The following is a 23,956-nucleotide window of genomic DNA, read 5'->3' as shown; positions in this document are numbered from 1 at the left end:
GCGAAGGCCCCTGGGAGAGTAGGACGTAGCCACGTAATCTTTTTTTATTTTTTTGGAATTTGTAATGAGAAAAATAAATTTAACTTTTAAAATGCAGCATTCATTAACAATTTGTTAAAGAATGTTGCATTTTTGTTTTTTGATAATGAACCAGGTTGTGCTGTGAGAGAAGCCTTAGAAAATGGAATTTTATATGAAGAAAGATGGAATGCATATAAAAAATTAAAAACTGAAAACTCTTTTAATGATGATAAAAATAGCTATCTAATAGCTAAGAATAAAAAACAAAAAGAAATTTCTAAATTGATAAAGAAAATGGCAATAAGAAGATAAAGGGTAAATATTATAAAGAAGATCGCCGATTGTTTTAGGTGGTCTTTTTTATTGAACAAAGAATTTGATAGGAACTAATTGATCGTGATGAAAATATGAAAATTGGTACATAACAATGGTAAATATTGCATAAAATGGGTATAAGTAAATAGACTATAAATTAATAATATAAAGAATATAATAGATAAAAATATTAACTAAAAAGCATAATAAAAAATTTATAATCAAAAGAGGGGGAAATTGTATGAATTTTAATTTAGATATGAGCATACCGATGTTGACGGTATTTTTACAGGGTGTACTAAGTTTTACATCTCCTTGTATACTACCACTAATTCCACTGTATTTAGGATATTTATCAGGTGGAATTAATCAAGAAGATGGAAGCTACAACAAGAGAAAACTATTTATAAACACAATATTCTTCACATTGGGGATAAGTTTATCGTTCTTCATAATGGGGCTAGGAGTATCGGCTTTGAAAGAATTCTTTGCTTCATACGGAGATATAATATCAAAAATTGGTGGAGTAATAATGATATTATTTGGACTTTACCAATTAGGAATCTTTAAAAGATCTACTCTACTAGAAAGTGAGCACAAACTTCCTTTTAAAATGGACAAAATAGCATTATCACCGATAACAGCGATAATATTTGGGTTTACATTTAGCTTTGCATGGACACCATGTATAGGGCCTGTACTAACAAGTGTACTGATAATGGCTGGAAGTGCTGAAACACGGATGAAAGGATTTATGCTAATAGGTGTTTACAGCGCAGGGTTTATAATACCATTCATATTACTTGGATTATTCACAACTCAGCTAATGAATTTAATAAAGAAATATAAAAATATAGTGAAATATACTGTTAAAATAGGTGCATTTTTAATGATAGTGATGGGGTTATTTGTTTTTAGTGGAAAATTATCATATATGCCAAATAATACAAATAATTCTAGTAGCGCTACAGAATACTCTACAGGAAAAGATGCAACTAATTCAAACAGTGAAGAAAATGACAAGTCAAATGATACTGCATCGTCAAATAAACCAGAAGAAAACAAAACACCTGCTATAGACTTTGAATTAAAGGATCAATACGGAAAAACACACAAACTATCAGATTATAAAGGAAAAGTTGTATTTTTAAACTTCTGGGCAACTTGGTGTCCTCCTTGTAAAATGGAAATGCCTGACATACAAAAAATTTATGAAAAATACGAAAAACAGGGAGAAAAATCAGAGGTAGTTGTGCTATCTGTTGCTGCTCCAAACACTCAGGATGAAAAAGACATCGACGGAATAAAAGCATTCTTAGAAGAAAATGGATACACATATCCTGTATTAATGGATGATGGAGGTTACACATTTGGTGCGTATAGAATATCATCGCTTCCAACTACATTTATGATAGACAAAGAAGGAAACGTATTTGGATATGTTCAAGGTGGACTTACTAAAGAAGCTATGGAGAGCATAATAGAGCAGACTATTACAGGAAAAAGAAAAGAATAAAAAATAAAAATAAACTAACAACAAAATTAATAAGAATAAAACTAGAGCTAATGGGGAATAATCCTATTAGCTCTAATTTTAACGAACGTATATTCGTGAAATTCTATGAAATAAATTTTATTTATGATATACTAGTTTTGATAAAGACGGAAATATCTGAAAAGGACAGGTGTTTAGATTATGGATAAATTTAAAATACATTCAAAATTCAAGCCAACAGGTGACCAGCCTGAAGCTATAAAGACGATATCAGATGCCATAAAAAGAAACGAAAAATTCTCGACACTACTTGGAGTAACTGGTTCGGGAAAAACATTCACTATGGCAAATATAATAGAAAATGTAAACAAACCAACACTTATACTGGCTCACAACAAAACACTTGCTGCACAGCTTTACGGAGAGTTTAAAGAATTCTTCCCAGAAAATGCTGTAGAATATTTCGTATCATACTACGATTACTACCAACCAGAAGCCTATGTAGCGAGCAGTGATACATACATAGAAAAAGATGCAAGTATAAACGACGAAATAGACAAACTTAGACACTCTGCAACTGCTGCACTTTTAGAAAGAAGAGATGTAATAATAATATCATCTGTATCTTGCATATACGGTTTAGGGGATCCAAAAGACTACAAAGAAATGATGCTTTCACTTAGACCAGGTGACGAAAAAGACAGAGATGATGTAATAAAAAGATTGATAGAAATACAGTACGAAAGAAATGATATAAACTTCACTCGAGGAACATTCAGAGTTAGAGGGGATGTACTAGAAATATTCCCAGCAGGAGACGATGAAAAAGCGATAAGAGTAGAATTCTTTGGAGATGAAATAGACAGAATAACTGAAATAGACTACATAACTGGGAAAATAGTCGGAACAAGAAGCCATGTTGCAATATTCCCGGCATCTCATTATGTAACAACTCCAGAAAGAATTGAAGAAGCGATAAAAAGAATAGAGGCGGAATTAGAAGAAAGAATTCAATATTTCAAAGAAAGGGATATGTTGCTTGAAGCACAGAGAATTGAACAAAGAACAAACTATGACATAGAAATGCTAAAAGAAATAGGGTTCTGTCAGGGAATAGAAAACTACTCAAGACACTTAACAGGAAGAGCAGAAGGAGAAAAACCGTACACACTTATGGACTTCTTCCCAGATGATTTCCTAATGATAGTAGATGAGTCGCACGTCACAATTCCTCAGGTAAGGGGTATGTATGCAGGAGACCGCTCAAGAAAAGGATCACTAATAGACAATGGATTTAGACTTCCATCAGCATACGACAACAGACCTTTAAACTTTGAAGAATTTGAAGAAAACATAAACCAGATAGTATTTACAACAGCTACACCAGGACCTTACGAAATTCAGCACAGTACAACATTTGCTGAACAGATAATAAGACCTACAGGATTATTAGACCCTGAAATAGACGTAAGACCTATCGAAAACCAGATAGATAACCTAGTACATGAAATCCATTCTGTAATCGAAAAAGGAGAAAGAGTACTAGTAACTACACTAACTAAAAAAATGAGTGAGGACTTAACAGACTACCTAAAAGAAATTGGAATAAAAGTAAAATACCTACACTCAGACATAGCAACACTTGAAAGAACAGAAATCATAAGGGATTTAAGAATGGGTAAATTCGATGTACTTATAGGAATTAACCTACTGAGAGAAGGGTTGGATATTCCTGAGGTATCTCTAATAGCAATATTAGATGCGGATAAAGAAGGATTCCTACGTTCTGAAACTTCTCTAATACAGACAATAGGTCGTGCTGCCAGAAATGAACATGGACGAGTAATAATGTACGCAGACAAGATAACTGACTCTATGAGAAATGCAATAGATGAAACAAAAAGAAGAAGAGAAATTCAGGATGCGTACAACAAAGAGCATGGAATTATTCCTAAGACAGTTAAAAAAGATATACGAGCTGCAATCGAAGCTACTCAGGCTGCCGAAGAAGAGGTTGTATACGGAATCAAAGAAACTGATGACATCGACGAACTAAAAGCAAATGTTGCTAAGCTAACAGAAGAAATGATGGAAGCTGCTAAAAATCTTCAGTTTGAAAGAGCTGCGGAATTAAGAGATAAACTAAAAGAATTAGAAGAAAAAATTGCTAAAAAAGAAAAATAGAAAATAGATAAAATCTAAGCAAGTAAATTCAAATAAATAAAAGCGAAAGAAAGGAGTAGCTATGCAAGAAAGAAACATTGTAATAAGAGGAGCAAGAGAAAACAACTTAAAAGGTGTAGACTTGACGCTTCCTAGAAATAAATTCATAGTATTTACAGGACTTTCTGGTTCAGGGAAGTCATCTCTAGCATTCGACACAATTTATGCAGAAGGCCAGAGAAGATATGTAGAAAGTCTTTCATCATATGCAAGACAGTTCTTAGGACAGATGGAAAAACCTAACGTTGAGTATATAGAAGGACTATCTCCAGCTATATCAATAGACCAGAAAACAACATCAAAAAACCCTCGTTCAACTGTGGGAACTGTAACAGAAATATACGACTACCTAAGACTATTATTTGCAAATGTAGGTGAGGCTCACTGTGCAGTTTGTGGAAAGAAAATAAGCCGGATGACAGTTCAGGAAATAACAGACAAAATATTAGAATTTCCAGAAAGAACAAAAATCCAGATACTATCACCGATAGTTAGAGGAAAAAAAGGAACTCACAAAAAACTAATAGACAACATAAGAAAAGAAGGATTTGTAAGAATAAGGGTAGATGGAGAAAACTACGATATAAACGACGAAATAGAAATCGAAAAAAATAAAAAGCACGATATAGAAGTTGTAGTAGACAGAATAATAGTCAAACCAGGTCTGGAAAGTAGACTTGGAGACTCACTTGAAACTGCACTAAAACTATCTGACGGACTTGTAATTGCTCAGGTAATAGGTGGAGAAGAAGTAATGTTCTCTACAAAATTTGCCTGCCCAGACCATGGTATAGGGATAGAAGAATTATCTCCGAGAATGTTCTCGTTCAATGCTCCATTTGGTGCGTGTGAAGCTTGTAAAGGACTTGGAGAAAGTAAAGAAGTTGACCCAGAATTAGTAGTTCCAAATAAGGATTTAACTATAAAACAAGGTGCTATTGCGGCTTGGGGAGCAGCTGCTACAAATGACGAAACATACTACAGCATGATGATGAAAAGCTTAGCTGACAAATATGGTGTAGATATAGATGTTCCATTTAAAGAACTACCTGAAGATTTTGTACAGGAGCTACTATATGGGAATGGAGTAGACAGCACAATAGTTGAATTTGAATTCGACTCAAAATTTAGTGGAAGAAAAAAATACAGAGCACATTTTGAAGGTGTTGTAACAAACATATCAAGAAGATACCAAGAAACAAAATCAGAGTACATGAGAGATAAACTAGAAGAATTTATGGCTGAAAGTCCTTGCCCTGTATGTAAAGGAAGAAGACTTAAAGACGAGGTTCTATCTGTACTTGTAGGTGGAAAAAACATAATAGAAGTAACAGACTTATCTATAAATGAATTAATAGAGTTTATAGATGGATTAAACGACACATTCTCAGAAAAACAGAAAATGATAGCTGCTGAGATAATAAAAGAAATAAAAGCTAGAGCATCATTCCTTAGAGATGTAGGTCTTGACTATCTAAACCTATCGAGAAAAGCAGGAACACTTTCTGGTGGAGAAGCACAGCGTATAAGACTTGCAACTCAAATAGGTTCTGCACTTGTAGGAGTACTTTATGTACTAGACGAGCCTAGTATAGGACTTCATCAGAGAGATAACGACAAGCTAATAGGAACTCTAAGAAACCTAACAGACTTAGGAAACACACTTATAGTTGTTGAACACGATGAAGACACAATGAGAGCTGCGGACTACATAGTAGATATTGGCCCTGGAGCAGGAATTCATGGTGGAGAAATAGTAGCTGAGGGAACTGCAGAAGAGATAATAAACAATCCAAACTCTATCACAGGAAAATATCTAAGTGGAGAAAAACAGATAGCAATTCCAGAAACATTAAGAGAAGGAAATGGAAACTTCATCGAAATCAAAAAAGCATCAGAAAACAACTTAAAGAATATCAACGTAAAATTCCCACTTGGTAAATTTGTATGTGTAACCGGAGTATCTGGATCAGGAAAAAGTACACTAGTAAACGAAATACTTTACAAAGGTGTTGCAAGTAAAGTAAATAGAGCTAGAATAAGACCAGGTAAACATAAAGAAATAACTGGAATTGAAAACATAGACAAAATAATAAACATAGACCAGAGCCCAATAGGAAGAACACCTCGTTCAAATCCAGCGACTTACACAGGTGTATTTGACCATATAAGAGATTTATTTGCATCTACTAATGAAGCAAAAGCTAGAGGATACCAGAAAGGTAGATTCAGCTTCAATGTAAAAGGTGGAAGATGTGAGGCATGTAAGGGAGATGGAATTATCAAAATAGAAATGCACTTCCTTCCAGATGTATATGTTCCTTGTGAAGTATGTAAAGGGGAAAGATACAACAGAGAAACTCTACAGGTAAAATACAAAGACAAAACAATATCTGATGTACTTGATATGAACGTAGAAGAAGCACTAGAATTTTTTGAAAACATACCAAACATAAGAAGAAAACTAGAAACTCTAATGGATGTCGGTCTATCATATATCAAGTTAGGACAGCCATCTACACAGCTTTCTGGTGGGGAGGCTCAGAGAATAAAACTAGCAGCCGAACTTAGCAAACGTCCAACAGGAAAAACACTTTACATATTAGATGAGCCAACAACTGGACTTCACATGGCAGATGTAGATAAACTAATCGACGTACTTCAAAGACTTGCGGACACAGGAAATACAATAGTTGTAATAGAGCACAACTTAGACGTAATAAAAACTTGTGACCATATAATCGACTTAGGTCCAGAAGGTGGAGATGGTGGCGGAACAATAGTTGCCACAGGAACACCAGAAGAAGTATCTAAAGTAGAAGAAAGCTACACAGGACAATTCCTAAAAAGATACTTTAAATAAAGATAAGAAAAAGAATTCAACTTTTTTAGTTAGAAAATTTATAAATGATTAAACATAAGAGGGACTGCTGTAAGGTACGCAACAGTCTCTTTTTCTTTACAACAAATTTGTCTGAGGTATAATTATAATATAAAAATATAAGAAAAATACTACTAAAAATGGAGAATAAAATGGAACAAATTTTAATTGTAGAAGATGACCTAAGGCTCAATCAAGGATTGTGCAAAGCCTTAAAATCGGAAAATAGAAAAATTATATCTTGTATGGATTTAAAAAGCGCAAGAGAACAACTAGAAATTGACGATGTATCATTGATATTATTGGATATAAATTTGCCAGATGGAAAAGGATTAGACTTTCTAAAAGAATTAAAAGAAGATAATTCTATTAGACCTGTGATTTTACTTACAGCCAACGACACAGATATGGATATTGTTGAAGGACTTGAACAAGGTGCTGATGATTACATAACAAAGCCATTTTCTCTGGCGGTTTTAAGAGCAAGGGTAAACACACAACTTAGAAAAAATGCTATTAATCTAAAAAATGAAAACGCTAAAAATGAAAAGACTTTAAAAATGGATCGTTTTGTATTTGACTTTGATAAGATGATATTTTTAGCTAATGAAGAAAATATAGAACTAAGCAAAACAGAACAAAAGTTACTAAAAATATTAATAGAGCATCGAGGTGGAACAGTAAGTCGTAATATGTTGATAGACTACATTTGGACTGATGGAGCAAAATATGTAGATGAAAATGCACTTTCTGTAAGTATAAAAAGACTTCGTGACAAACTTGGGGCACAGGATTATATCAAGACAGTCTATGGAATAGGGTATAGTTGGGTGAATAAAGATGAGTAAATTTATTGTAGTATTGGCGCTGATTAGTATAATTATAGCTTTTATTGTAGTTATAATAAATAACATACGTACCAAAAGAACTATGGATACACTTGAAAAAATGATAGACTCTGCAGCTGATGGTGAATACTCAGAAACAAAATTCGACGAAAGTAGATTATCTGCATTAGAAACAAAGTTTTCTAATTATCTATCATCATCAAATACCTCATCTAAAAATATTATGAAAGAAAAAGAGAAAATAAAAACTTTGATTTCTGATATATCACATCAGACTAAGACTCCGATTTCAAATCTTATTTTGTACAGCGAACTAATAGAAGAAGGCGATTTATCTGAAGATATGCGTTCTAATGTAGAGGCGATTAAGCAGCAAGCTGAAAAACTAGAATTCTTAATAAAATCTCTTGTAAAACTTTCAAGATTGGAAAATGGAATTTTAAAATTATCGCCACAAAAAGAAAAAATCCAACCTATGCTAAAGGATATATATGAACAGTATATCTCTAAAGCTAGAAACAAAAATCTAAAATTGGAAATTAAAGCCACAAATCTACAGGCTACGTTTGATAGAAAGTGGACTACAGAAGCACTGGGAAATATTGTAGATAATGCAATAAAATACACAAATACTGGCAAAGTAACTATTAGCGTTCAAGAGTATGAAATCTTTACAAGAATAGACATATCAGACACAGGAATGGGGATAGATGAATTTGAACAAGCAGAAGTATTTTCACGTTTTTACCGCTCTCAATCAGTACACAACGATGAAGGTGTAGGAATAGGACTTTACCTAACAAGAGAAATCATCTCCAGTGAGGGTGGATATATAAAACTAACATCAGAACTTGGAGTAGGATCTACATTTTCTGTATATATTACGAGGTAGATGAAATCTAACAAAACTGTTAGATTTTATATATTTCTAGAAAGAATGTGGAAAGATTTTTATGAGATAATCTGTATATAGAGATGAAGGAACATCTTTTATATACAGATTTTTTTTAGAAACATAAATTTTGGAATGAGAATAATAAATTTCTACATATAACTCTAAGAAAATTTATGTTGTGGAGGTGTGAGATATGAAAATTTTACAAGCAGAGAATTTAATAAAAATTTACGGCTCTGGTGAAAATGAAGTCCATGCACTAGATGGAGTTAATTTTTCAGTAGAAAAAGGAGAATTTGTTGCTATTGTTGGAACATCTGGCTCTGGGAAATCAACATTATTACATATATTAGGAGGACTAGACAGACCGACATCAGGAAGTGTAAAAGTAGATAATAGAAATATTTTCTCTTTAAAAGATGAAGAGCTAACTATTTTCAGACGTAGAAAAATTGGATTTGTATTCCAAAATTATAACCTAGTTCCAGTTTTAAATGTATACGAAAATATTGTACTTCCAATTCAGCTTGACGGAAAAGAGCCAGATGAGGATTATATCAAAAGTATAATTGAAACACTAGGAATAGAAAGTAAATTGGATAACCTTCCAAATAACTTATCAGGTGGTCAACAGCAACGTGTAGCAATTGCAAGGGCACTAGCCTCAAAACCAGCTATAATACTTGCTGATGAGCCAACAGGAAATCTTGACTCAAAAACAAGCCAAGATGTACTTGGATTATTAAAAGTAACTAGTCAAAAGTATGCACAGACAATAGTAATGATTACTCACAATGAGGAAATTGCTCAATTAGCAGACCGTATAATTCGTATTGAAGACGGTAAGATTGTAGAGCATTAGGGGGTGGCAGTTATGAAAGTTAAAAATAAAAAATGTATTCGTAATTTAAGCATAAAGCAATTTAAAGCTGGAAAAACTAGAAACTTAATTGCTGTTTTTGCGATTGCATTGACTACATTACTGTTCACATCACTATTTACAATTGCATTTTCTATCAATGAAGGAATGCAAGAAGCAAATTTCCGTCAATGTGGTGCTTGGAGTCACGCGACTTTTAAATATATGACAGAAGAACAGTTTGAAGAAATAAAAGATGATCCATTAATACAACAATATGGAAAAAGACGTTTTGTAGGAATGCCTTCAAAAGTACCTTTTAACAAAAGTCATGTAGAAATTGGATACTCTGATAAAAATCAAGCTCACTTCATGTATTGTGACCCTGTAGAGGGAAGATTGCCTAAAGAGGGAACAAATGAAGCAGCGACAGATACAAAAGTACTTAAATTATTAGGAGTAAAGCCTAAAATAGGTGAAAAATTTACAATAACATTTGATGTAGATGGAAAGGAAACAACACAGACATTTACACTTAGTGGATATTGGGAATACGATGAAGCAATTGTAGCAAATCATGTGCTTATTCCAGAAAGTAGAGCAGAGTCTATATTTAAAGAATTAAATGTTGTACCAGGTAATACAGGTGATACTATGACTGGAAGTTGGAATATGGATGTAATGTTTAAAAATTCTAGAAATATATCTAAAAACATGGAAACAGTACTTGAAAATCATGGATACCAAGAAGAAAATAATTTAAATGATGGAACATATATTTCAACTGGTATCAACTGGGGATATAGTGGAGCACAGATGTCAGAAAGTATGGATTACTCACTAGTAATTGCAATTGTACTTGTATTACTACTTATTATTTTCACAGGATATTTAATAATATACAATGTATTCCAAATTTCTGTTGCAAATGATATCAGATTTTATGGATTATTAAAAACAATAGGTACAACCCCTCGCCAGCTTAAAAAAATTATTCGTCAACAGGCTATGCTTCTTAGCCTAATAGGAATACCATTTGGATTACTTGCTGGTTGGATTGTAGGAAAATCTTTAACAGCAGTAGTAATGGCACAATTAGATGGGCTTGTGAGTGTAGTTTCTATTAGCCCAGGTATATTTATATTTGCTGTTGTGTTTACTCTATTTACAGTATGGATTTCTTGTATTAGACCTGGAAGAATAGCATCAAAAGTTTCTCCAATAGAAGCAGTAAGATACACAGAAGGAAGCAACATCAAAAGGAAATCTAAAAAAACTTCTAAAAAAATATCTCTTTGGGTAATGGCAAAGGAAAATTTAGGTCGTAGTAAAGGAAAAACTATAATAACAGTAATTTCCTTATCATTGTCAGTTGTTTTATTGAATTTAACAGTTATTTTTACAAAAGGTTTTGATATGGATAAATACCTATCTAATTTTGTATCCACAGATTTTGTTTTAGCAAATGCTCTATATTTTAACGGAGATAGTTCATTTAGTGATGAAGAAGAAGTATCTCCATCAGTTATAGATGAGGTATCTAAGCAAAATGGAATAACAGATAGCTGTAAAATATACGGAAAGACTTCACATATACAGGAACTAGTAACAGAAAAAGCATACAGAAATAATTACAATCAGTATATGTCAAAAGAAGAGATAGATAATAATATAAAATTGGAAGAAAAAACAAAGGACGGACGTATTGCAGATGATGCACAGATTTACGGAATGGAAAAATTTGCACTAGACAACTTAAAAGTTTGGGAAGGAGATCTTTCAAAAGTATATGAACCAGGAAGTAGAAATATTGCAGCTGTATATGTTGAAGATGATTATGGAAAACTAATAAAAGATTCTCGGTGGGCGAAGATAGGAGATAAAGTTACACTTAGATATGTAGATGAGTTTGAATACTATAATCCAGAAACAGGTGAAGTATATCCAGATGGAACTAATCTTGAACAAGTTCCTTTATGGAGAGCTAGGGCTAAAAAATATAAAGATGTTGAATATACAGTATCGGCAATTGTAACAGTTCCAACTGCATTATCTTATCGTTATTATGGACATGATGAGTTTATATTAAATGATAAGACTTTTATACAAGACTCTGGAACAGACTCTATAATGCTATATGCATTCAACACTACAAAAAAATCAAATTCAGATATGGAAACTTTCCTTAAAGATTACACAACAAGACAAAATCAAGAATACGACTATGAAAGCAAGGAAAAATATGTATCAGAATTTGAAAGTATGCGCTCTATGTTCTTATTAATGGGTGGAGCACTAAGCTTTATTGTAGGATTAATAGGAGTGCTTAACTTCTTCAATGCAATTCTTACAAGTATAATTACTAGAAAAAGAGAATTTGCAATGCTACAATCTGTTGGTATGACAGGAAAACAGCTAAAAACTATGCTAGTATACGAAGGTTTGTACTACTCTTTAGGAGTTGGAGTTCTTTCTCTAGGTCTATCAATAATATTAAATCCATTTATTGGAAAAACTATAGAAAATATGTTTTGGTTCTTTACTTACAAATTTACAATAACATCAATTTTAATAGTTATGCCTATGTTTATCCTATTAGGTATAGTATTACCGCTAGTAATTTACAAATTTGTATCTAAAGCAACTATTGTTGAAAGATTGAGAGAGAATTAATAATGAAAATAATTTGTTTTTAAAGTATAATTAAATAAAGAAATTAAACAGCCTGAAAAATATTTTTTCAGGCTTTTTTTGAAGGCGGTGGTTTTTCTATGAATAAGCACACAAAAGTATATTTAAACAGAAATGAATTTGGGACAGTTTCGGGTATAAAATTTATCGAGCTACATTATGCAGACCTTACAGAATTTTACTACCCAATAGACCTATTAGTCCTTGCATCATATAAATACCATGAAGGATCTACGCAGAAGGCATTTGAAAAAAGCTTCATGGAAAAATACGGGATGTCTATGAAAGAAATACAAGAAGATGCTGCCTTAGATTTAAATAAGTCGCTTGGAGTTTGGATGTCTAAGGAATTTGACGTTGAAAAGGTAGGATTTAAAAGAATTGCCTGCATAGAATTAGATGATAGAACAATAACTGCAGAATGTTTTTCTGAAAGAATAAGAAATCTATTTGCTGTGATAAATCTTGCAGATGGTATTGGTATAAATATAGAGAATATAGCGATGCCGGTTATGGGTTCTTGTTTAAAAAATCTACCAGACGATGAAATTCTCAGCATACTTGTAGAGCAGAGTAGATTTGCCATGGAAAAGACATATAACCTAGACGGGATATACATAGTTGATAACGACAGAGAAAGGGTTATGAAATTTGACCGGAAGATGAATGAAATCCTAAACAGAACTGATGTCGATCAGGAAAATGTGTTTAGCGATGAGCAATGTGATGAAATTCTTTGCGATATGTGGTCTAAGATGAAATACTACAGAGAACAGGTTACTTCTGGAAAATTCAAGAAAAGAGATAGAAGTGATGTTTTAATTGAGTTTGAAGCAAGAATTGAGAGTAGAGAACTTAGACAGTTTGAGTTCTGCGTATTGGCGAGAAAAATGCTTGAGTTTATCATATACGATATTGGTGGGGATAAGGCTGGAAACAGAAATCTATTCCAGAGAATTGAGTATATGAGAAAAGCTGAGCTTGCATCACCAAGAATTACTGCATATATGCATATAATTAGGGCATTTGGAAATGCTGAGGTTCACACAGATGAAGAAGTAGAATATTCAATAGAAGAAAACTACCTAGACAGACAGATACTTGTAGAGTGTCTATCTAGAGTGGTTGATTATTGGATTGCTTATAAATATAGAAGCAACAAGAAGACTAAATAGGAGGACATAATTTGTTTGACATACAGGAACATTTAAAACAACTTCCAGAACAACCTGGAGTTTATATAATGAAAGACGCTTTTGGAAATGTAATATACGTTGGAAAAGCTGTCGTACTTAAAAATAGAGTTAGACAGTATTTCCAATCGTCTAAAAATCATTCATCAAAAGTAAAATCAATGGTAAAAAATATCAGAAGTTTTGAATATATAATAACAGATTCAGAAACAGAGGCGCTTATACTAGAGTGTAACCTGATAAAAAGATATAAGCCAAAGTACAATGTACTACTTAGAGATGATAAGACATATCCATATATAAAAGTTACTACAAATGAGGATTTTCCTAGAGTGATAAAAGTTAGAAAAGTAGCTAAGGATAAGGCTAAATACTTTGGACCATACACAAACATAACTGCTGTAAACGACACACTTGAGGTAATTAGGGATACATATCCTATAAGAACGTGTAAAATAGATATAGACAGAGCTATAAAGAATAAGATGCGACCATGTTTAAACTATCATATAAAGAAATGTATGGGGCCTTGTACTGGTAAAGTTTCAAAGGAAGAGTACAGACAGATGATAGACGAGGTTATTATGTGTCTTTCTGGAAAGGAAGAGAAATTAGTTGAAATTCTAACAGAGAAGATGCAAAAATGTGCAGCCGATTTTAGATTTGAAGAAGCTGCGGTTTATAGAGATAAGATAAAGAGCTTAGAAGAAATGGTTCAAAAGCAGAAGATAGACACAAATACGCTAGACCTAAATCAAGATATTATCGCTATGGCTAGGGCAAATAATGAAGCCTGTGTTCAGATATTCTTTGTAAGAAATGGTAAGATTGTAGGAAGAGAACACTTCATACTAGAAGGAGTAATGGATAGCAGCAGAGAATCAATACTTGGATCATTTGCTAAACAGTTCTATATGGAGCAAGAGTATATTCCAAAAGAGATAATTATCGAGGATGAAATAGAAGACCAGGGAATATTAGAGGACATACTTACTGCTAAGAAAGGGCAGAAAGTTGTCATAAGAGTTCCACAGAAGGGCGAGAAAAAGAGCCTAGTTGAAATGGTTAGAAAAAATGCACTTGAGTACTTAGAAAAATTCTCGGATATGAATAAGAGAAAGTACGAAAAAAGCATAGGTGCACTTGAGGAATTAAAAAATTTACTAGAATTAGAAGAATTACCTATAAGAATAGAGTCTTTTGATATTTCTAATATACAGGGTGTAGACTCAATTGGATCTATGGTAGTTTACACAAATGGTAAAAAAGATAAGAAAGAGTACAGAAGATATAAAATTAAAACTGTAATTGGCCCAAATGACTACGATTCTATGGCTGAAATTCTAGAAAGAAGGATAAAACATGGAAATCTACCAGACTTAATTTTACTAGATGGTGGTAAAGGTCAGGTTGGCGCTGTCAGAAAAGTATTTGATAGATATGGGATTGATATACCTCTTTGGGGAATGTATAAAGATGATAAACATAGAACCAAAGGGCTGATAAATGAAACTAGAGAAATTGAATTATCAAAGACTAGCAATCTGTACAGATTTGTAGCTGGAATTCAGGAAGAAGTCCACAATTACGCAATAACGTACCACAGAAGTCTTAGGGATAAAAAACTTACAAAATCAGAGTTAGACAATATTCCAGGAGTTGGAGAGAAGAGAAAAAAAGCTTTACTTGCAAAATTCAAGACTTTAGAGGGAATAAAAAATGCTACATTGGAAGAGCTTGAAGACACAGACACGATGAACTCGACAGTTGCAGAAAAAGTCTATGATTTCTTTAGAGAAAAAGAACAAGGCTTATAAAAACTATAAATATAAAAAAGGAGATAAACTATGGAAAGCAGAGTAAATATATTAGATGTGATAAACGCATTAGACTTAGAAGTTGTCAATTTTCCTGCTGATGGAAAAGACCACTTTGTAACAACACCAGAACTTAACAGACCAGGACTACAGTATGCTGGATTCTTTGAATATTTTTCTTCAGACAGAATTCAGATAATAGGAAAGAGTGAATACGAATATTTTGCTGCTATAGACGAAGAAACAAGAATTGAGAGATTAGAAAAACTCTTCTCTTATGATATTCCAGCGGTAATAATTTCTAGAGATATGGAAGTAAAACCGGATTTCTTAGAAATAGCAGAAAAACACAATATAATAGTTTTAAAATCACATAGAAATACTACAAGACTTATAAACAAATTGTCAAATTACCTTGAAAATAGAATGGCTAAGTACGAAACTATACACGGTGTTTTGGTAGATATATACGGTGTCGGTGTACTTATCAAAGGTGAAAGTAGTGTTGGTAAATCAGAAACTGCACTTGAACTAGTGCAGAGAGGTCACAGACTTGTAGCAGATGACGCCGTTGAAATAAGAAAAACTGACGAAAATAAACTAATAGGTCAGGCTCCAGAGCTTTTAAGACATTTCATGGAAATAAGGGGAATAGGAATATTAGATATAAAAACTCTTTACGGAGTTAGAGCGGTAAAAACTAGTCACGATATAGGACTTGTAATCTATCTTGAATCATGGAATAAAAACAAATACTACGACAGACTTGGTCTAGATAGAGAATACGAAAATATAATGGGTGTACAGATAGAAAAAATGACTGTCCCTGTAAAACCAGGAAGAAACACATCTATGATACTTGAAGTTGCTGCTATGAACTATAGACAGCGTGGAATGGGATATGATGCAGCTGCAGAATTTACTAAAAAATTAAATCAGCTACTTCAGAGCGATAGATAGATTATATTGAGAAAGAGGGAGAGATTTTATATGTATTTTTGGCTCCAGGCTTCGACGTGGTGTGAGTAAAATATATTGTTTGTAACAAACTGCACGTCTGCAGATTGTCGCTTAAAATACATATAAAATCTCCCCCTTTACACAATAAAACTATCAACCGTAGCTAAAGCAGCTGATAAATAATTTTTTCAGTAAATTCTTCAGCTTGCTTAGGGTGTAGTAGGATAAGAGAGTTATTTGAGGTTAATGAAAAAAATGATAGCTGATAGTGAATTTAATAATCTTCGATGATTTATGAAATAGATAAATTAATATAACTAAATGTGATAAAAACATTACTTGATTGTTATTATTTTACAATCTTAGATGAGCCGGTTCGGTTTTTAGTTTTGCTTGTCACCAGTTTTAAAAACTTAGGAAATAAAAAAACATCTATTTGTAGCGACAATGCAGCTTGACTGCCTGGAGCCTAAAATAGATGTTTTTTATTTCCCGTTTTATAAAACTGGTGAAAGCAATCTAGATATAGATTCTTTGATTTTTATATATGTAGATCTGCTTTCGTATATTTCTTTTGTTATTTCTCTAGAGTTTTCGATATCTTTTTCAAATATCATTCTCTGTTCTCTTGCTTTTTCTTCTGAGTAGATAAAAGCATTTACTTCGAAGTTTAGTTCAAAGCTTCTTATATCCATGTTTGCAGTTCCTATTGAAGCAACTGAGTCATCGTATACTATTGTTTTAGCATGTAGGAATGCATCTTCTCCGTAAGTGTATATTTTTGCACCATAGTCTAAAAGTTCTCCTGCATAAGAGTATGATGCCCAGTATACAAATGGATGGTCAGGTTTTGAAGGTATCATTATTCTTACATCTACACCAGATAGACAAGCTACTTTTAGTGTTTCCATTAAAGTCTTATCTAGTATTAAGTATGGACTCTGGATATATACATAATCTCTAGCCTTCTGTATCATTTTCATATATCCGTATTTTATTTCATCTAATTCTGTTATATCGGGACCACTTGAAACAATCTGGATTCCAACATTTCCATCTGATTTTTTTCTCTTTTTAGTGAAGTACTTAGCTAAATCAAGATTTTCTTTAGTAGTGTATCTCCAGTCAAGAAGGAATCTCATACTCAAGTCTATTACGCAGCTACCTGTAAGTCTTATATGAGTATCTCTCCATTCTCCAAATTTTGGATCTCTTCCTAGGTACTCATCACCAACGTTAAATCCTCCAACAAATCCAACCTTACCATCAATAACAACTATTTTTCTATGGTTTCTAAAGTTTATGTTGAAGTTGATTATATTTAAGAATGAAGGGAAGAAATTAGCAACCTGAACACCAGCTTCTTTCATTTCTTTTACAGCTTTTCTGCTTAGGTTTCTACCACCAACAGCATCGTATAGAAGTCTAACTTCTACACCAGACTGTGCCTTTTCTTTAAGTATTTCTATGATTTCTTTTCCTATTCTATCGTCTTTAAATATATAGAACTGGATGTTTATATATTCTTCAGCTTTTTTAAGCTCTTCAAGAAGAGAGTTGAAGAACATATTAGATTCTGGATATATATCGACATCATTGTCCGCTGTGAAGTGGGCATTGTTTGAATTTGCTAAAGTGTAGATAATATCCTTGTTTTCATCTAAGTATGGGTCTAAATTTGACTCAATTTCCACATAAGATTCTAATATTTTATCTTTTATAACCTTATCCTCTTTTTCCTTTACGCTGAACATATTCTTCTTAGCGATACTTCTACCAAACATCGCATATAATATGAATCCAACTGGAGGAACAAGAACTAGTATAACTATCCAAGTAAGAGTATTATCTATATTTCTCTTTCCTCTAAAGATAAGGTCTACAACAAGAATAAAGTTTATGAGATATATTGCCGTAAGCACAATCTCAAACAATGATAATGGTAAATTTTCCAAAAAAAAATCTCCTCTCTTAAAAAATTATTTAGTTTTCGTAAATTAAAAATTGAAATGAAATATATATTTAATTCCGGAAATTTCTCCGTTAAAAATAAATATGTAGTAATTTAATAAATGCCTACTACATAGCTATTATGACTATTAAAACATATAATAATAAAACTTTTCAATAGGAAAAGATAAAAATAATGAAAACTTCATAGAAAACACAAATTTGAAAATGAAAAAGACTTTGTAAATTGACACGTTCAAAAGTTCAAATTATTTGGTGTAGATATTGTTATTTTTAGAAATTTAATTTATTATATTAATATATAATTGGGTGTATAATGCACTAATTTTAACCAATATAGAAAATTTTAAAGAATTTAACTTTTAAAAAGGCGATTTAATAATAAATTCGTGGATATATTATAACAAAACATTATAAATTAGAAGATTAGATAATATTTGATATAGAGAATTTTTAAAATTCGAGGAGGAAATTAAATTGAGTAAAAATAAAGTATATAATGATATTTTAAATATAGTTGGAAAAGAAAATATAATGATGGATGAGCCTATGAAGAAGCACGCTTCTTTTAGAGTAGGTGGGCCTGCAGATGTTTTAGTAAGACCTAGAACTGAAGAACAGCTTAGAGATATCCTTTTATATATAAAGAAGGAAAATGTTCCATATCTTGTAATAGGAAATGGTTCAAATCTTTTAGTTAAAGACGGTGGAATTAGAGGGATAGTAGTTGAAATATCTGATAACTACAGCGATTTTAAAATAGATGAAAATAGAATAGAAATACAGGCAGGTGCACTATTATCGAGAATAGGAAATGCCGCACTTAAAGCAGAACTTAAAGGATTTGAGTTTGCATCTGGTATACCAGGTACTTTTGGTGGAGCACTTGCTATGAACGCTGGAGCATACGGCGGAGAAATTAAAGATATAGTAAAAACTGTGAAAGTTATGGATGTAGATGGAAATATATTTGAACTATCTAATGAAGAAATGAATTTTGGATATAGAAAAAGTGCAATAGTAGAAAATAACTATGTAGCTCTTTCTGCAGTTGTAGAATTAGAAAAAGGTAGTTATGACGATATCAAGGCTACTATGGATGATTTAAAAGAAAGAAGAACATCAAAACAGCCACTTAATTTTGCAAGTGCTGGTAGTACATTCAAAAGACCAGAAGGGTATTTTGCAGGAAAATTAATACAGGATAGTGGTCTTAAAGGGCTTTCTATAGGTGATGCACAGGTATCTGAAAAGCATTCTGGATTTGTAATTAACAGAGGAAATGCAACAGCTAAGGATTTACTAAATCTTATGTTTGCTATTAAAGCGACTGTTAATGCAAAATTTGGAGTTATGCTTGAAGAAGAGGTTAAGATAGTTGGAGAAGAGCCAGCTGCAGAAGAAGAATAGACCGGAGATGATTATATGAAAATTTTAGCTGATTACCATACCCATACTATATATAGCAATGGGAAAAATGGAAAAAGAAAGCACGCATTTGGAACTATAGAAGAAAATGTACAGGAAGCAATAAAAAAAGGTCTTAAAACTATTGGGATATCAGACCATAGTTACAGACATTTACTGTACGGTTTAAATAGAGATAGTATATTTGAAATGAGAGAAGAAATAGATAGATTAAATGAGAAATATAAAGAAATCGAAATTCTTCTTGGTGTAGAATGTAATATTCTAGATAACAAAGGCACAATAGACATGGATGACAAGATAAGAGAACAGTTAGACTATGTTTTAGCAGGCTATCATTTTGCATCAGAGCCTACATCTTTTAGATGTCTTTTAAATCATGGAGATAACTTCCTTTTAAAGACAAAACGGTCTAAAAGATACAACACAGATGCAATAGTAAATGCGATGAAAAACAATGATATATTTATGATTACACACCCAGGAGATAAAGGAGATGTGTACATAGAAGAAATTGCTGAAGAGGCAAAAAAGAGAAATATTATTCTAGAAATAAATAGCTCTCACGCACATCTAAATGCTGAGCAGCTAAAACAGATAGCAAAATATGAAAACAGACTCATGATTGGCTCAGATGCACATAAGCCATTCATGGTTGGAAACTTTTCACTTGGATTAGAAACAGTGAAAAATTCTGGGATAGATATTAAAAGAATAGAAAATATAACGGAATAGAAGGGGGCAATTTGTATGAAATTTGTTATAGTAACAGGTCTATCAGGATCTGGAAAAAGTGAAACAATGAAAGCTTTGGAGGATATGGGATTCTACTGTGTAGATAATATGCCACCAACATTAATAACAAAATTTGCAGAAATATGCTTCCAGGGAAACTCTAATATAGAGAAAGTTGCTCTAGGAGTAGATATAAGAGGTAGAAGATTCTTTGAAGCGCTTCACGAAAGTCTTGATTACCTTGAAAAAGCAAATTATAAATTTGAAGTACTTTACCTTGACTGTGAAGACGATGTGCTTCTAAAAAGATATAAAATGACTAGAAGAAATCATCCATTAGCAAAGAATATGCAGATTCCAGAAGGAATAAAAATAGAAAGACAGATAATGGAGCCATTTAAGAAATACGCAACTTGCATATTAGATACTTCAAATATGAAACCAAGAGATTTAAAAGAAGAAATTTCTAATATATACAAAGATGGGCAGGAAGAAGACACTCCTAATATGACTATATCTGTAGTATCTTTCGGATTTAAGTATGGAATACCTAAGGATGCGGATTTAGTATTCGATGTAAGATTCCTACCTAATCCTTACTACGATGAAAGCCTAAGACCTAAAACTGGAGATTTTAAAGAAGTTAGAGAGTATGTCATGAATTCTAAAATTAGTGAGGAATTTGTAGAGAAGCTATTTGACTTTGTTGGATTTTTAATTCCACAGTATTTAGAAGAGGGTAAACAGCACCTTGTTATAGGAGTAGGATGTACTGGTGGAAGACATAGATCTGTAACTATAGCAAATATGCTATACGATGAGCTTTATAAAAAAGGATATAGAGTAATTAAAAAACATAGAGATTCTATGCTCGGTTAATTATGGGGGCATACTATGGATTACTTAAATAATATAATAGGTATAATAGGGTGGATTGCTCTTGGTGCAGCAATCGTACTTTATATAAAAGCGAGAAAAGCAAAAATTGAAAATCAAATAAGGGAAAGAGAATTAAAAGAAAGAAATCCAAAGGTAGTGGTTATAGGTGGAGGAACAGGACAGTCTGTTTTTTTAAGAGGTCTTAAGTACTACACTAACAATATAACTGCGGTAGTTACTGTAGCAGATGATGGAGGAGGATCTGGGGTTTTAAGAGAAGACCTTGGGATGCTTCCACCAGGAGATATAAGAAACTGCCTTTTAGCTCTTGCAAATATAGAGCCTACTATGAACGAGGTAATGCAGTATAGATTTGAAGAGGGCGGATTAAAAGGACAGAGCTTTGGAAACTTATTCTTGGCTGCGATGACTGGACTTTATGGAAATTTTGAAACAGCTGTATCTAAACTGGGAGAGATCTTTGCGATAACTGGTAAGGTATATCCAGTTACCTTAGAGGATATAAACCTAGTGGCAGAGCTTGAAAATGGAAAGGTAGTAGAAGGAGAATCTGCTATTCCCAAGGCTTGTAAAAGTGATAAGACTAATATAAAAAGACTCAGACTTGACCATCCAAATATAAAACCTCTAAAAGAGGTAATATATGCTATAAATAATGCGGATATAATAGTTATGGGTCCTGGAAGTCTTTATACTAGTGTAATACCCAACCTTTTAGTAGATGGAGTAGTTGATGCTATAAAAAATTCTGATGCACCTAAAGTATACGTGGGAAATGTTATGACGCAGCCTGGCGAAACAGAAAATTATAATTTGTTCGACCATGCAAATGCTATAATAGAACATGCAGGAGAGAATATTTTAGATTATGTAATCGCAAATAAGGAAATACTGCAAGAGGACGTTTTTATGCGTTATAATAAAGATGGGGCAGAACAAGTCCTTTTAGATAACCATCAGAAAAAAAGCTTTGATAAGCTAGGAATAAAAGTAATTGAAGCAGATCTTATTGAAATAAAAAATAATTACATAAGACACGATGCAAAAGGTGTTTCTAAGGTAATTATGCAGATAGTTTCTGAAGAGAGAAATATGTAACAGTTTAAGGAGTGAATAGAATGAGAGAAGAGGTAAGTGCCGGCGGTGTTGTACTGTTTGGAAATGCTGTTCTTCTACTTAGAAAATTTAATGGAGATTGGGTACTCCCAAAAGGGAAAGTTGAAAAAGGGGAGAGCCATGAACAAGCCGCATTAAGAGAAGTAGGAGAAGAAACGGGAGTAAAAGCGGATATAGATAAATATCTTGGAGAAATACACTATACTTTCAAAGAAAATTGGGACGAAAATAAAACAGTTCATAAGACTGTATTTTGGTATTTAATGACTGCTAGAAGTATGGATACAATTCCTCAGAAGGAAGAAGGATTTGTAGATGCTAAATTTGTGCATATAGACAGAGTTGTTGAAATGGCTAGATACGACGATGAAAAAGAAATCATAAAAGTAGCTCTAGTGGAAATAAAAAAAAAATTAAATAAATAGTAAATGAAAAAATAAAGGCAGTAGGTGGTAGATAGAAATGTCATTTTCAGCGGAAACTAAGAACGAACTAACGAGAATAGATTCTGATAATCAGGCTGTAAATTTAGCTGAGCTTGCGGGCATAGTTAGACTTTCTGGAAGTATACAGATAGCTGGGTTTAAAAAGATGAATCTAAAGATAATAACAGAGCTCAACTCGATAGCAAGAAAAGTGTTCAAGCTTTTAAAACATGATTTTAATATCAACACTACTATCGCTGTAAATAAAAACCAGATGCTTAAAAGAAACAACAGCTATGTTTTAACTGTTAAAAGCGATATGGGAGCAGAAAAACTTTTAAAAGAGCTAGGTGTTTTAGAAAAAGGAGACGGTTTTTTCCCTAAAAATGATATTGCAGAGGAGCTAATTGCGACGGAAGAACAAAAGAGAGCATTTATAAGAGGTGCTTTTCTAGGTGGTGGCTCAATTAGCGATCCTGAAAAAAATTATCATCTTGAATTTGTAACTAACAATATGGAGTTTGCAGAATCTCTTAGAGATTTGATAAACAGCTTCGATTTTAATAGCAAAATTGTAGCTAGAAAGAATAATTATGTTGTTTATATAAAAGAAAGTGAGCAGATATCTGATTTACTTAGCCTTATAGGTGCTCATAGTGCTCTTTTAAAACTTCAGAACGTAAAAATAGTAAAAGAGATGAGAAATAACGTAAACAGAATAGTGAATTGTGAAACAGCCAATCTAACAAAGGCTGTCAATGCAGCGGTGAAACAGGTTGAAAATATTAGAATAATAGAAGAAACAATAGGTATAAAAAAATTGCCTGAAAATCTACAGCAGATAGCACTTCTAAGAGTGGAAAATGAGGAGCTTACGTTAAAAGAACTTGGAGAGATGCTAAATCCTCCTGTTGGGAAATCTGGAGTAAACTACAGATTAAAGAGAATACAGGAAATAGCAGATAATCTAAGAGAAAAATACAATATAGAATAAAAATAGGAGACTTTTCTATAAATTGGGAAGTCTCTTTTTTAAATAAAATTTGTAACAAAATAGAAAAAATAAATTATAATAAATATATAATACAAAATAGGAGCAACTATATAGTTGTTAAAAATATAGTCAAAAATATACATATTTAGACAAATATATTTTTACAAAAAAGCTCCCTACATTCATAAC

18 protein-coding genes are annotated in these 23,956 nt (G+C 32.5%); 17 read left to right on the top strand and 1 reads right to left on the bottom strand.

The features are described from left to right. Positions 1-132: 132 nt before the first annotated feature. The 11 genes from DWX74_RS09900 to hprK all read left to right on the top strand — a co-directional run bounded on the left by DWX74_RS09900 (position 133) and on the right by hprK (position 16,198). Positions 133-333 carry a hypothetical protein gene (locus DWX74_RS09900; protein WP_118549806.1) on the top strand — a complete coding sequence of 67 codons (201 nt, stop codon included), beginning with the start codon at positions 133-135 and terminating at the stop codon, positions 331-333. Positions 334-577: 244 nt separating this feature from the next. Then, positions 578-1,852 (top strand): redoxin domain-containing protein, encoded by a 1,275-nt coding sequence (locus DWX74_RS09895; protein ID WP_118549805.1) that lies wholly within the window; start codon positions 578-580, stop codon positions 1,850-1,852. A 180-nt stretch (positions 1,853-2,032) separates the two neighbouring features. Then, on the top strand, positions 2,033-4,015 hold the full coding sequence (uvrB, locus tag DWX74_RS09890) for an excinuclease ABC subunit UvrB (protein ID WP_118549804.1): 1,983 nt from the start codon (positions 2,033-2,035) through the stop codon (positions 4,013-4,015). A gap of 61 nt (positions 4,016-4,076) precedes the next feature. Beyond that, positions 4,077-6,917, top strand: a complete 2,841-nt coding sequence (gene uvrA / locus DWX74_RS09885) for an excinuclease ABC subunit UvrA (protein ID WP_118549803.1) — start codon at positions 4,077-4,079, stop codon at positions 6,915-6,917. Positions 6,918-7,075: 158 nt separating this feature from the next. Next, positions 7,076-7,783 carry a response regulator transcription factor gene (locus DWX74_RS09880; protein WP_330415682.1) on the top strand — a complete coding sequence of 236 codons (708 nt, stop codon included), beginning with the start codon at positions 7,076-7,078 and terminating at the stop codon, positions 7,781-7,783. Further along, positions 7,776-8,675 carry a sensor histidine kinase gene (locus DWX74_RS09875; protein WP_118549801.1) on the top strand — a complete coding sequence of 300 codons (900 nt, stop codon included), beginning with the start codon at positions 7,776-7,778 and terminating at the stop codon, positions 8,673-8,675. Before DWX74_RS09880 ends, DWX74_RS09875 begins: the two co-directional genes overlap by 8 nt. Before the next feature lie 196 nt (positions 8,676-8,871). Then, positions 8,872-9,540 carry an ABC transporter ATP-binding protein gene (locus tag DWX74_RS09870; RefSeq protein WP_118549800.1) on the top strand — a complete coding sequence of 223 codons (669 nt, stop codon included), beginning with the start codon at positions 8,872-8,874 and terminating at the stop codon, positions 9,538-9,540. A gap of 12 nt (positions 9,541-9,552) precedes the next feature. Continuing rightward, positions 9,553-12,210, top strand: coding sequence for an ABC transporter permease (locus DWX74_RS09865; RefSeq protein WP_118549799.1), 2,658 nt, complete (start codon positions 9,553-9,555; stop codon positions 12,208-12,210). A 98-nt stretch (positions 12,211-12,308) separates the two neighbouring features. After that, positions 12,309-13,403: a DUF4145 domain-containing protein gene (locus tag DWX74_RS09860; RefSeq protein WP_118549798.1), complete on the top strand. Its 1,095-nt coding sequence runs from the start codon at positions 12,309-12,311 to the stop codon at positions 13,401-13,403. 11 nt (positions 13,404-13,414) lie between these two features. After that, a complete protein-coding gene (gene uvrC / locus DWX74_RS09855) occupies positions 13,415-15,238 on the top strand; it encodes an excinuclease ABC subunit UvrC (protein WP_118549797.1) in 1,824 nt (607 codons plus the stop codon). A 30-nt stretch (positions 15,239-15,268) separates the two neighbouring features. Further along, positions 15,269-16,198 (top strand): HPr(Ser) kinase/phosphatase, encoded by a 930-nt coding sequence (hprK, locus tag DWX74_RS09850; protein WP_118549796.1) that lies wholly within the window; start codon positions 15,269-15,271, stop codon positions 16,196-16,198. A 497-nt stretch (positions 16,199-16,695) separates the two neighbouring features. Here the strand turns inward: hprK and cls are convergent, their stop codons facing one another. Further along, positions 16,696-18,153, bottom strand: coding sequence for a cardiolipin synthase (gene cls / locus DWX74_RS09845; protein ID WP_118549795.1), 1,458 nt, complete (start codon positions 18,151-18,153; stop codon positions 16,696-16,698). Positions 18,154-18,646: 493 nt separating this feature from the next. Between cls and murB the strand changes: the two genes are divergently transcribed. Genes murB through whiA form a run of 6 tightly spaced genes read left to right on the top strand, consistent with a single transcriptional unit; the run spans position 18,647 to position 23,767 of the window. Further along, entirely contained in the window at positions 18,647-19,579 is a 933-nt protein-coding gene (gene murB, locus DWX74_RS09840; protein ID WP_118549794.1) for a UDP-N-acetylmuramate dehydrogenase, read from the top strand. Positions 19,580-19,594: 15 nt separating this feature from the next. After that, a complete protein-coding gene (locus tag DWX74_RS09835) occupies positions 19,595-20,332 on the top strand; it encodes a PHP domain-containing protein (protein WP_118549793.1) in 738 nt (245 codons plus the stop codon). Between the two features lie 15 nt (positions 20,333-20,347). Then, a complete protein-coding gene (gene rapZ, locus DWX74_RS09830) occupies positions 20,348-21,211 on the top strand; it encodes an RNase adapter RapZ (protein ID WP_118549792.1) in 864 nt (287 codons plus the stop codon). Between the two features lie 15 nt (positions 21,212-21,226). Continuing rightward, the gene (locus DWX74_RS09825; RefSeq protein ID WP_118549791.1) at positions 21,227-22,330 is read left to right on the top strand and encodes a gluconeogenesis factor YvcK family protein; all 1,104 of its coding nucleotides are present in this window, start codon (positions 21,227-21,229) and stop codon (positions 22,328-22,330) included. Between the two features lie 20 nt (positions 22,331-22,350). Continuing rightward, positions 22,351-22,773, top strand: a complete 423-nt coding sequence (locus DWX74_RS09820; protein WP_006439587.1) for an NUDIX hydrolase — start codon at positions 22,351-22,353, stop codon at positions 22,771-22,773. Positions 22,774-22,810: 37 nt separating this feature from the next. Further along, positions 22,811-23,767: a DNA-binding protein WhiA gene (gene whiA / locus DWX74_RS09815; RefSeq protein ID WP_118549790.1), complete on the top strand. Its 957-nt coding sequence runs from the start codon at positions 22,811-22,813 to the stop codon at positions 23,765-23,767. The last annotated feature ends 189 nt before the right edge of the window (positions 23,768-23,956 follow it).

It is taken from the genome of Peptoclostridium sp. AF21-18, assembly GCF_003478825.1.
In the GTDB taxonomy this organism is placed as follows: domain Bacteria; phylum Bacillota; class Clostridia; order Peptostreptococcales; family Peptostreptococcaceae; genus Peptacetobacter.
Note: the sequence above shows the minus strand (reverse complement) of the source record. Positions and strands in the feature narration are given on the sequence as shown.

Excerpts from the sequence above, each read along its gene's own strand:
- DWX74_RS09895 (WP_118549805.1), top strand. The coding sequence starts at position 578 with ATGAATTTTAATTTAGATATGAGCATACCGATGTTGACGGTATTTTTA.
- uvrB (WP_118549804.1), top strand. The coding sequence starts at position 2,033 with ATGGATAAATTTAAAATACATTCAAAATTCAAGCCAACAGGTGACCAG.
- uvrA (WP_118549803.1), top strand. The coding sequence starts at position 4,077 with ATGCAAGAAAGAAACATTGTAATAAGAGGAGCAAGAGAAAACAACTTA.
- DWX74_RS09880 (WP_330415682.1), top strand. The coding sequence starts at position 7,076 with ATGGAGAATAAAATGGAACAAATTTTAATTGTAGAAGATGACCTAAGG.
- DWX74_RS09875 (WP_118549801.1), top strand. The coding sequence starts at position 7,776 with ATGAGTAAATTTATTGTAGTATTGGCGCTGATTAGTATAATTATAGCT.
- DWX74_RS09870 (WP_118549800.1), top strand. The coding sequence starts at position 8,872 with ATGAAAATTTTACAAGCAGAGAATTTAATAAAAATTTACGGCTCTGGT.
- DWX74_RS09865 (WP_118549799.1), top strand. The coding sequence starts at position 9,553 with ATGAAAGTTAAAAATAAAAAATGTATTCGTAATTTAAGCATAAAGCAA.
- DWX74_RS09860 (WP_118549798.1), top strand. The coding sequence starts at position 12,309 with ATGAATAAGCACACAAAAGTATATTTAAACAGAAATGAATTTGGGACA.
- hprK (WP_118549796.1), top strand. The coding sequence starts at position 15,269 with ATGGAAAGCAGAGTAAATATATTAGATGTGATAAACGCATTAGACTTA.
- DWX74_RS09835 (WP_118549793.1), top strand. The coding sequence starts at position 19,595 with ATGAAAATTTTAGCTGATTACCATACCCATACTATATATAGCAATGGG.
- rapZ (WP_118549792.1), top strand. The coding sequence starts at position 20,348 with ATGAAATTTGTTATAGTAACAGGTCTATCAGGATCTGGAAAAAGTGAA.
- DWX74_RS09825 (WP_118549791.1), top strand. The coding sequence starts at position 21,227 with ATGGATTACTTAAATAATATAATAGGTATAATAGGGTGGATTGCTCTT.
- DWX74_RS09820 (WP_006439587.1), top strand. The coding sequence starts at position 22,351 with ATGAGAGAAGAGGTAAGTGCCGGCGGTGTTGTACTGTTTGGAAATGCT.
- whiA (WP_118549790.1), top strand. The coding sequence starts at position 22,811 with ATGTCATTTTCAGCGGAAACTAAGAACGAACTAACGAGAATAGATTCT.